Annotated in this window: 4 protein-coding genes; 1 reads left to right on the forward strand and 3 read right to left on the reverse strand. The window is 48.5% G+C overall.

Translation table 11 applies throughout. The features are described 5' to 3' along the window. Positions 1-113: 113 nt before the first annotated feature. The 3 genes from mutS to DXD25_RS13425 form a co-directional block, all read right to left on the reverse strand. Positions 114-2,777, reverse strand: coding sequence for a DNA mismatch repair protein MutS (gene mutS, locus DXD25_RS13415; protein ID WP_117663933.1), 2,664 nt, complete (start codon positions 2,775-2,777; stop codon positions 114-116). 193 nt (positions 2,778-2,970) lie between these two features. After that, complete coding sequence (locus tag DXD25_RS13420; protein WP_187360484.1) at positions 2,971-6,084, reverse strand: glycoside hydrolase family 2 TIM barrel-domain containing protein; 3,114 nt, start codon at positions 6,082-6,084, stop codon at positions 2,971-2,973. A gap of 51 nt (positions 6,085-6,135) precedes the next feature. Further along, positions 6,136-8,481 carry a family 20 glycosylhydrolase gene (locus tag DXD25_RS13425; RefSeq protein WP_117663935.1) on the reverse strand — a complete coding sequence of 782 codons (2,346 nt, stop codon included), beginning with the start codon at positions 8,479-8,481 and terminating at the stop codon, positions 6,136-6,138. Positions 8,482-8,967: 486 nt separating this feature from the next. On the opposite strand from DXD25_RS13425, the gene DXD25_RS13430 reads away from it, so the two are divergent. After that, a complete protein-coding gene (locus tag DXD25_RS13430; RefSeq protein WP_117663936.1) occupies positions 8,968-10,176 on the forward strand; it encodes an ROK family transcriptional regulator in 1,209 nt (402 codons plus the stop codon). Positions 10,177-10,599: the final 423 nt, after the last annotated feature.

The following is a 10,599-nucleotide window of genomic DNA, read 5'->3' on the forward strand; positions in this document are numbered from 1 at the left end:
TCCTACCCAAAACCAATAATACCAGAAGTTACCCAAAGACAAGTTACCTTAGGGTAACTTCTGATAAATATCAGCTTCTTATCATATTATTTCATCTTCCTATTTACAGAAGATTATCTTCCCAACAATATCTTCTTGATGTCGTTGAGCTTATTCAATGCCTCTACTGGGGTGAGGTTGTTGACATCCAGACCCAGGATCTCATCCCTTATCTGGCTGAGCACAGGGTCATCCAGCTGGAAGAAACTCAGCTGCACACCCTCTTTATGTTCATCCAGATGCTGCACGTTAGGTTTGCCGGCACCTCCAACTCCAGCATTGTCCTGCTCCAACTGCTTCAGGATATCGTTGGCACGGTTCACGATGCTGCGAGGCATTCCGGCAATCTCTGCCACATGAATACCGAAGGAATGCTCACTGCCACCCGGCTCCAGCTTGCGCAGGAAGATAACCTTACCATCCACCTCCTTCACACTCACGTTGAAGTTCTTGATGCGAGGGAAATTCTTCTCCATCTCGTTCAACTCATGGTAATGAGTGGCAAAGAGAGTGCGAGCCTGCGCCTTCTTGTGCTCATGCAGATATTCCACGATAGCCCAGGCGATGCTGATGCCATCGTAGGTGGATGTTCCACGACCCAACTCATCGAAGAGCACCAGGGAGCGTGGCGACACATTATTTAATATGTTGGCAGCCTCCGTCATCTCCACCATAAAGGTAGATTCACCCAGCGAGATGTTGTCGCTGGCTCCCACACGAGTGAAGATCTTATCCACCAAGCCAACTCGGGCACCCTCGGCAGGAACAAAGCAGCCCACCTGAGCCAGCAGCACGATGAGCGCCGTCTGGCGGAGCAAGGCAGATTTACCCGCCATGTTAGGACCCGTAATCATCATCACCTGCTGCTTCTCGGTATCGAGCAACACATCATTTGGCACGTATCGCTCGCCTAGCGGCAACTGGGTTTCTATCACAGGATGGCGGCCCTGCTTGATGTCCAGTATCTGCGAATCATCAATAACCGGGCGCACATAGCGGTTCTCATCCGAAGCCTTGGCAAAAGACAGGAGACAGTCCATACGGGCGATGAGATTGGCATTAATCTGAATCTGAGGGATATACTCCTGCATGGCAGCAATCAACTCATTGAAGAGTCGTGCCTCCAGAATCAGGATTTTCTCATCGGCACCGAGAATCTTCTCCTCGTATTCCTTGAGTTCCTGGGTAATATATCGCTCGGCTTGCGCCAGCGTCTGCTTGCGGATCCACTCCTCAGGCACCTTGTCCTTGAAGGTGTTGCGCACTTCCAGATAATAACCGAATACATTATTATATCCTACCTTCAGACTGCTGATGCCCGTTTTCTCGATCTCCCTCTCCTGAATCTTCAGAAGATAATCCTTGCCATGACGGCTGATGGAGCGCAGATCGTCGAGTTCAGCATTGTAGCCATCGGCGATGACATCACCCTTATTCACGAGCTGCGGAGGGTCTGGTTGAATCTCCTTGGCGATGCGGTCACGAAGGGTCTCACATACGTTGAGCTGCTCTCCCACTCGCTTCAGGGCATCGTTCTTGGCATGCTGACAAGCCACCTTGATGGGCTGGATGGCTTCGAGTGCATTCTTCAGCTGCACCACTTCTCTAGGCGATACTCTGCCCACGGCTACCTTGGAGATGATACGTTCCAGGTCGCCGATGCGATGAAGCTGGTCGTCGAGAAGCTGGCGGAACTCCGGCTCCTTGAAGAAATACTCCACGATGTCGAGGCGCTCGTTGATAGGGCGCACATCCTTCAGTGGGAATACCAGCCAGCGGCGGAGCATTCGACCGCCCATTGCCGTTACAGTCTTGTCGATGACGTTGAGCAGAGACAGACCATCGTCCTGCATCGGAGCCACCAGCTCCAGACTTCGGATGGTGAATCGGTCCATGCGCACGAACTTATCCTCTTCGATGCGCGAAAGTGCCGTGATATGGTTGATCTGCGTATGCTGGGTAATCTCCAGATACTGCATGATGGCACCGCTGGCGATGACACCATTCTTGAGATGTTCCACACCGAAGCCTTTCAGCGACTTGGTCTTGAAATGTCCCAGGAGTTTCTGCATCGCCGTCTGCTCGGTGAAAACCCAGTCGTCGAGTTCGAAAGTGCAGTATTTGGTACCGAAGTATTTCTCGAAATCATTCTTTCGGGCACGGTCGTAGAGCACCTCTTTCGGCATGAAGTTACCCATCAGTTTCTCTACATAATCATAGGTTCCCTCGCCGGTGAGGAATTCACCGGTTGAAATATCGAGGAAGCTTACACCGCAGGAAGTCTTACCGAAGTGGATGGCTGCCAGGAAGTTGTTCTCCTTGTAGTTGAGCACGTTGTCGCCCATCGCCACACCAGGAGTAACGAGTTCGGTGATGCCACGCTTCACCATCTTGTCCATCTGGCTCAATCCCTTCTTGCCCTTGATTTCCAGGCGTTTCTTCTTCGGGTCTTCCAGCTGGTCGCATACGGCAACTCGCTTTCCTGCCCTGATGAGTTTAGGCAGGTAAGTATCGAGTGCATGATGAGGGAATCCCGCCATCTCGATGCTGCCCGTAGCACCGCCATTGTTTCTTCGGGTTAGGGTGATGCCGAGAATACGGGAAGCCTCCACCGCATCTTCGCAGTAAGTTTCGTAGAAGTCGCCACAACGGAAAAGCAGCAAAGCCTCGGGATGCTTGGATTTCATCTCGAAGAATTGTCGCATCATCGGCGTAAGACCTTTGTTATCGTTTGCCATTATCTTAATTATCTTATGTTTGCCTTTATATTTTGTTAGAATTGCAAAAATAAGAAAAAAAGGGGGAATCAACAAAGGATTTAATCTATTTTTAAACTTTTCCCCCCATAAAACAGAAAAAGTGCTCCCTTGCATCCCTGCAAGAAGAGCACTTATCCGATGAATTACATGAATACACAAGTGTGTAAATATCTTATTTCTTAGCTTTAATTACGAAGCTGAAGCAGCGGTCCTGATAGTGCATGCGGTACTTCTCCATTGGTGAAGAACCCCAACTGTCAATACAACCCAGACCAAACTGGCGCTGCTGGATGTGCAACTGTACGAGACCCTTTTCTACCAGGTCGCCGCTGTGCTGTCCCCATGCATGCTCCTTCTCGATACCTGCATCCAGATCCTCTACCAGGTAAGGGATGGCACTGCACTCCATAGGAGCATAGCCCTCGAAGGTGATACCCTTACCGGTGGTTGGATTGAAGATGGAGAAGTAGCGGATGTCAGTATGGTTACCGCTCTCCTGCGGACGGACGTATGGATAATACTCGTCCTTCACGTTAGCCTCATACTTTCCGATGAAAGCAGAAGAGTGACGGTCGATGTAGTTCTCCTCCGGACCTCTACCATAGTACTCCAACTTAGAGAATGCCGCAGGCATCTGCAACTGCATACCGTAGCGGAACAAATCAGCAACCTTTGCCTCCTTGTCTGTTGTCATCTTCTCGGTAACAGCCACTTCACCAGCCGCATTGATACGGTAGCGGAGCATCAGCTGTGCCTTCACCTCAGGCATTTCGAAGTTGGCTGTCAGCACTACGCTGTCCTTGTTCTCACTCTTGTCGAACGACTTCAGGTTCATCTGAGGGTTCTTCCAGACTCTCATCTTCTTCTGGAGAGAAGCACCATAGTCGTTGTCGGTAGGAGCACGCCAGAACTCTGGAGTCATGCTCTCACGGAACTTCAACATCGGTTCGCCATCCACATCGAGGTAATCAATCATACCGGTCTTCTTGCCGATGGTGACCGACATTCTCTCAGCAGAAACCTTCACATAGCTGTTGGTCTCCTCAACCTCTATCTTGCTGCCGGTGTTGGCAGGAGCATCTACCTTGTCGAACTCATATCCGTTGAGTACAATCTGCTGGCGAGCCATCACCTGACCCTTGTCAACCAGCGGCTGGCTTCCATCGCTTGCAAAGGCAAAGTTGATGGTGATTTCCTCTGTAGCGTGCTCAGCCTCAGCCTTTTCGATGGCACTCTTCAGCGCCTCGCTCTTTACCAGCTTGGTTGCCTGTGGAGCAATGCCCTTGGTATCAGGAATCGCAATGGTAGTCAACTTCACGCCGTTGGCAAAGATGGTAGCAGTCAGGTTCAGGTCATCAATGTTCTTGAAGAAATTCTCGTTATAGACATTGAAAGAACCGTTCTCTGCATCAAAGTCCTTGATCCAGACGTTCTGGAGAACATACTGAATTTCATACGCATGAGGATTCAGACGGCGGTTAGGAGCGATGATACCGTTGCAGTTGAAGTTGTAGTCACTGCCCGGATAGCGGCCGTAGTCACCACCATAGGTAAAGATTTCCTTACCGGTGATAGGACTCTTGTCGCGCAGACCCTGGTCAACGAAGTCCCAGATGTAACCACCCTGGTACTTAGGATACTTGCGAATCAGATCCCAGTACTCCTTGAAACCACCCTCAGAGTTACCCATGGCGTGAGCATACTCACACTGGATATATGGCTTGGTACCGTTGCTCTTGCAATAGCTCTCGCTTTCCTCATAACCGATGTACATCGGACAGTAGATATCAGTCTTGCTGTCGTATCCGCCACGTTCATATTGTGCAGGGCGGGTCTTATCGCACGCCTTCACCCAGTCGTAAGCCTTCTCGAAGTTGACGCCGTATCCGCACTCATTACCCAGACTCCATACGATGACGGAAGGATGATTGATGAGCGGCTTCACATTGCCCTCGTTGCGCTCGATGTGAGGCACGATGTACTCAGGGAACTTGGCAAGCGACTTCTCCTCATATCCCATACCATGAGATTCGAGATTTGCCTCAGCGGTGATGTAGATACCGTATTCATCGCAAAGGTCATACCAGCGAGGATCACATGGATAGTGGCTGGTGCGAACGGCGTTGATGTTCAACTGCTTCATGATCTTGATATCCTGGATCATGCGCTCCAGGCTCACTACGTATCCACCGTCCGGATCCATCTCGTGGCGGTCGGCACCCTTCACCAGCACAGGCTGTCCGTTAACGAGCAGCTGTGCGTTCTTGATTTCCACGTTGCGGAATCCCACTTTTTGCGGAATCACCTCAGCGGCGCCCTGCTTGTTCTTCAGGGTGATATATGCCTTATATAAATAAGGTGTCTCAGCCGTCCAGGCATTTACCTTTGGCACCTTGATGACGCCCTGTGCACCTGTAGCCTGTGCAATCTGCTTGCCATCCTTATCACACAAGGTGATGGCAACGTCAGTCTTTCCTCCCTTCAGGGAAACCTTGTAGTTCAACACACCATCCTGGTAGTTGTTTTCCAAAGCAGCGTTCAGACGGATGTCAGCAGCATGCAGTTTCGGACGGGCATAGAGATACACCTCACGGGCGATACCCGTGAAGCGCCAGAAGTCCTGGTCCTCGAAATAAGAACCATCGCACCATCGCATCACCTGCATGGCAATAAGGTTCTTTCCCGGCTTGAGATATTTAGAGATGTTGAACTCGGCAGCCACCTTGCTGTCCTCGCTGTATCCCACGTATTTGCCGTTCACCCAGAGAGTCAGGTTACTGGTGGCAGAACCCACGTGGAAATACACATCCTTTCCCTTCCAGTTCTTAGGAAGCTCGAACGTACGGCGATAAGAACCCGTATAGTTGTTGAGCTCGCTGATGTAAGGAGGGTTCGGGTCAAACTGAGTTGCCCAGGCATATCCGATGTTCTTATAGGTAGCATCACCATATCCGTTCAACTCAAACAAACCAGGCACAGGGAAATCCTTCCACTGTGAGTCATCATACTTCAGAGCAAAGAAGTTGGCAGGACGCTTGTTATGGTCTTTCACGAAATTAAATTTCCACATACCTTCCATGGAAAGGTAGTTGGCCGACTTCTTCTTATCAAAACTCTGCGCCTTCTCCAAATTCTCGAATGCGAAGAAATTGGCGCGTCGAGGCTCTCGGTTCTGCTGATTGATGTTCACATTCTGCCAGCGAGACTCACTCTGAGCCAGCGCCCCACTGCTCATCGAAAGCATGGCAAGGCAAAGTGATACATTTGCGATGGTTCTGATATTCATATTCCTAATCAGTTATTGATATTACTTGTAATCAGTTAATGATGGAATCAATTATTTGTGGAAATACTGAGTTCCCTCCACTGCTGTGAACTTCTTCTGATTATCCTTGCGCATTTCGAGGTTGAGGTTACTCCACCAAGATGGCCATCCACCAACGATATTGCAGAGATAAACGAACTTCACAGGATGCAGACCCTTAGCCAGAGCTACAGCATTGTCGCTGTTGGTACCAGCCTTTACGGCACCCTCATTGTTGATCACGAGCTTGTTGTCGATCCAAACCTGCTCCATGCGGGAAGAGAGATAGTAAACGCCATCCTCAGGAACATTGATGAATCCCTCTGCAATCGCACCATAGTTGTTGGCACCACGCAAGGTAGCAGCATCATCTGGCTGGCTCACCTTCATCTTGTTCAGGTTGGTAACAGTACCGCAGTCCTGCCACTCAGCATCAGCCAAATCCAACTGATTCACCTTCAGGTAATTACCCTTGATACGGCGCAGCTGCAAGCCAGCCTTGGCATCGCTTACATTCACGGCAGGAGCATAGTTCTGCTTCTCTACGTCGATGGTTCTCACCTTGCTCATCTTGCCAGAAGGCAATACGGTAGCAATCCTGATGGTCATATTGCCGCTCACCTTGATAGGCTCGGTATAGACAGCAGAAGCTGGAGTTGGAGTAGTACCATCCAAGGTATAGACCATCTTCACCGGACGTGAAGTCTGGAAGGTAACTACGGTATCCTTGGTAATCACTACCTTGTCGCAAGAACCGTATGGCTGCTCAGGCAATGGGATATGATAACGTACGTGACGCTCATCCAGGCGGACACTGTTGGCATCTACACGGCGGGCGAAGTCTGTGAAGTTCTTCTTCTTGGCTGGTGACCATGCAATCTCAGCGAGAGCGAGAGAGCGAGGATACATCTGATACTCCATCTTGGCATTGGTGTACATATACTCCGACCAGTTGTTGCACTGCACACCGAGGATATGCTTCTCCAGGCCCAGAGACTTGATGGTATCTGGCACAGGCTCATAGTTATATGTTCTAGAGAGATAAGCAGGAGCACTAGGAATAGTAACCGGCTCAATCTTGTAGTCGCCCTGATAATGGTCGAGATACAGACCGCCGCTACCAGGAGTCATGATTACGTCGTGCTTCTGCAAAGCAGCCGAAATACCTCCGGATGTACCACGCCAAGACATCACGGTAGCCTCAGGGCTCAAACCACCTTCGAGGATTTCATCCCAACCAATGATCTTTCTGTCGTACTTAGCCAGCATCTTCTCCATACGCTTGATCACGTAGCTCTGGAGTCTTTCCTCAGCAGAGTGCTTGCCGTCAGCCTGCAAGCCTTCAGCCTCGATGCGCTTCTGGCAGGTAGGACAGTTCTTCCAACTGGTCTTAGGGCACTCGTCGCCACCGATGTGGAAATACTTGCCAGGGAAGAGAGGCACTACCTCGCGAACGATATCCTCCAGGAAGTTGAACATATCTTCCTTACCCGGACACATCACGATATCCTCAACACCCCAAACCATTCTAGGAGTCCACTGCTCGCCCTTGCAGGAGAGAGATGGATAAGCTGCGATTGCAGCCATCATGTGGCCAGGAAGGTCGATTTCAGGAATCACGGTGATGTAGCGCTTGGCTGCATAAGCCACGATGTCCTTGATTTCCTCCTGTGTATAGAAACCGCCATAGGTAGAACCGTCACCCTGGAGGCGATAGCCGCCGATGGAAGTCAGCTCAGGATATTTCTTGATTTCGATACGCCAGCCCTGGTCCTCAGTGAGGTGGAAGTGCATGGTGTTTACCTTGAACATAGACATGATGTCGAGCTGCTTCTTCACGTTTTCTACGGTGATGAAGTGACGGCATGGATCGAGATGGAAGCCACGGTAGCCGAAGCGAGGCGCATCCTGGATGTCACAGCACTGAGCCACCCACTTCACGCCGCTCACCTTGGTAGCGCTCTCCACCTGTGCAGGCAAGAGCTGCATGAAGCTCTGCATACCATAGAAGGCACCCTTTCCGGTCTTCGCCTTGATTACTACGCCCTTGCTGGTAACGGTCAGGCGATAGCCTTCCTCAGCCATTTTCATGGAAGGAGAAATCTGGATAGAGATATTTCCCTTCTTGCCGCCTACGGTTACATCATAGCCGGTAGATGCCTTCAGCTTATCAGCCATATACTGTGCGATGTTCTTGCCATCCGCAGTCTGATAAGAGATCACTACCTTTTGAGGCAATACAAACTCACCCTTCTGCACCTGTGTTTTCACAGGCACAGGGATAATATTAATATCTGCAGCTACAGCCTGAGTTGAGACTCCCCCCAACATCGCTGCGCAAGCTGCCAACGAACCTAAGAATTTGTTGATTTTCTTCATATAAAGTTGAATATTGTGTTAGTTGCAATGATTGCCTCCCAGCTTTTTTGCTGGCTGGAAGGCAAAGTAGATATATATTAATGTTAGTTAGAAACCTCGATAATAATATCTTTTATTTTTAGCTGAATACTTAATAAAATATTTTATTTTGCAAAGATACGTCTTTTATTAATTAGTTCCATCATTTTTAGGTTAATAAATCTAAAAGGCTTTTATTTTTTTAGTTTATTGACAAGAAGCGGCCATTAATAAGTGTCGTTTTTACCATTATATCAATCAGTTATGGCTACATAAGGTTTATCTGTTGCTGAAATGATTGCAGATAAAATCACTCTTATGTCTCTATATATAAATAGGTATAATACTAAATCACGAAGCACCGAAGAGGAAATTTGCAAAAAAATAGCCCCAATTAAGTTTTATTAACTCAGAAATCATTGTGCCAAACTTAAAAAAGACTATCTTTGCAACAAAAAAATTTTAGTTATGGCTAAAGACATAATAAAATATATTAAGAACATCAACCGAAAACCTTCTGTTCCTAGACGACTACTAGAGCAGTTCATTGCAAAGGGTGCTTCTACCATACCTGAATTATCAAAGGGCATAGGGGTGAGCCTCCCGACAACGACGAACGCTCTGAATGAACTGATGGGACAGGGACTTGTCAGGGAGATCGGAAAGAAAGCCGATTCCGCTGGCCGAATCCCGATGGTTTACGACCTGGAACCTACCGCAGGTTACTTTGTTGGTGTGAACCCGGAAATGGACTGCCTCGCTTTGGCAGTGAGCGACTTCTGTGGCAATCTGATCACAGAGAAGCAGAAAGTTCCTTATGTGTATGAGAATACGCCTGAGAGCCTTGCCGAGATGGGAAAGATTATTAATGTCTTTATCGACAATCTACCTATTAAAAGAGAAGAAATCCTGGAAATTTGCGTGAACGTAGCCGAACGAGTGAGATCTCTGGAAGGAAGAGCTTACAACATGTTCACGTTCCTGGAAGAACCTCTGGCTGAGAAGCTCACAGAGCTGTTGGAGCTTCCAACCTGCATCGAGAACGATTCCCGCAGTATGACCTACGGAGAGTTTATCAAAGGATGCTGTAAAGGTAAGAAAGATGTCATCTTCGTCAACATATGCTGGGGTTTGGGCATCGGAATCATCATCGACGGCAAGCTGTACTACGGCAAGTCGGGATATTCTGGAGAGTTCGGTCACATGACTGCCTACAACAACAACATCATCTGCCACTGCGGCAAGATCGGCTGCGTGGAGACAGAAGTATCGGGCAGAGCACTCAAGAGAAAACTAACGGAGAATATCCTGGCAGGCAAGCCATCCATTCTCTCGGACAAGGTACTCAAGCAGAAAGAGGAGCTTACGCTGGAAGACATCATGGATGCCATCGCTAAGGAAGATGTACTGAGCCTTGCCACCCTGCAACACATCGCAGATGAGTTGGGCAAGCAACTGGCAGGCATCATCAACATATTCAACCCAGAGATGCTGGTCATCGGCGGAGAAATGTCTGTCACAGGCGACTATCTCACCCTGCCAGTGAACATGGGAATCAAGAAGTATTCGCTCAATGTCATGAACGAAGATTCACAAATCGTCACTTCTGAGCTGAAAGACCAGGCCGGTGTCATCGGAGCGTGTCTGATAGCTCGACAGAAGTTGCTTACAATATAAAACCTATCACGACTAGCGGCATCAGCATCGTCTTAGGCGGTGCAGAATAGGTGCCCATATATCAACATTATCCGCTGCATTCTAGCTTTTAGCTTGATGACAAAAAATGCAAATATTACTACACCTATATGAGAACAATTTAAAATGACCTATGACACAAAGGGGCAAATTGTTATTTTGCAGCAAATCTGAGTTCAATGTTACTTCCTTGTATGGGGGTAATGATATGAATTACGAGGGGCGCGCCAACCAATGGCGCCCCCTCTTTCTAAAGACAACAACAAAGCTAAAAATAAATAGCTAACAATCATATAAGACTACTCCAGAAGAAGTAGCTGATGATAATAAATGAAATAAACCAAAAACATATATTAGTCCTATGACAATAGTTCGTTAAAATTTGAGATAATGGCTAAGCAGCTT

This window comes from Prevotella sp. TF12-30, assembly GCF_003436715.1.
Lineage (GTDB): Bacteria > Bacteroidota > Bacteroidia > Bacteroidales > Bacteroidaceae > Prevotella > Prevotella copri_A.